Below are 701 nucleotides of genomic sequence, written 5' to 3' on the forward strand. Positions count from 1 at the left end.
GCTGACGTGACCCCCGTTTTTCATCCAGCGGAAGCGAGAGTCCTTTCGTGATCTGAGCCTTCGTCGATGGCGAGTGCAAGAGGCCGAAGCGCTGAGCTGTCAGGTTGCGCAGCGCTTCGGCCGGCGGTTTCGCGAATGGCGCTGGCGTAGGCCCGAGGCGTCATCCAGCCGAGCTTCGAGTGCGGTCGTTCTTCGTTGTAGTCGCGCCGCCAGGCTTCGAGCACGGCGCGGGCATGTGGCAGCGAGCGGAACAGCGTCTCGTTCAGAAGCTCGTCTCGGAGGCGGCCGTTGAAGCTTTCGATAAAGCCGTTCTGCTGCGGCTTGCCCGGCGCGATGTAGCGCCAGCCGACGCCGGTCTCGTCCGCCCAGCCCAGGATCGCGTTGGAGGTGAACTCCGTGCCGTTGTCGCTGACGATCATCGTCGGCCGGCCTCGCCGGCGCTCGATGTCGTCGAGCTCGCGGGCGACGCGCAGGCCGGACAGCGAGGTGTCGGCGGCGAGCGCCAGGCATTCCCGGGTGCAGTCGTCCACCACCGCCAAGATCCGGAAGCGACGCCCGTCCGTGAGCTGGTCCGAGAGGAAGTCCAGGCTCCAGCGCTGGTTGGCTGCGATCGGCGTTTCCATCGGCCGACGCGTTCCCATCGCCCGCTTGCGGCCGCCGCGTCGGCGCACGGTCAGCTTCTCCTCGCGATAGAGCCGCTG

At 67.8% G+C, this 701-nt stretch carries 1 protein-coding gene; it reads right to left on the minus strand.

Annotated features, from left to right (window positions below; genetic code table 11):
• Window positions 1-20 precede the first annotated feature (20 nt).
• Window positions 21-701: IS3 family transposase (locus tag IEW34_RS30200; protein ID WP_244642319.1), on the minus strand; the 681-nt coding region annotated here is incomplete at its 5' end.

The organism is Chelatococcus reniformis (assembly GCF_014640075.1).
Classification (GTDB): domain Bacteria; phylum Pseudomonadota; class Alphaproteobacteria; order Rhizobiales; family Beijerinckiaceae; genus Camelimonas; species Camelimonas reniformis.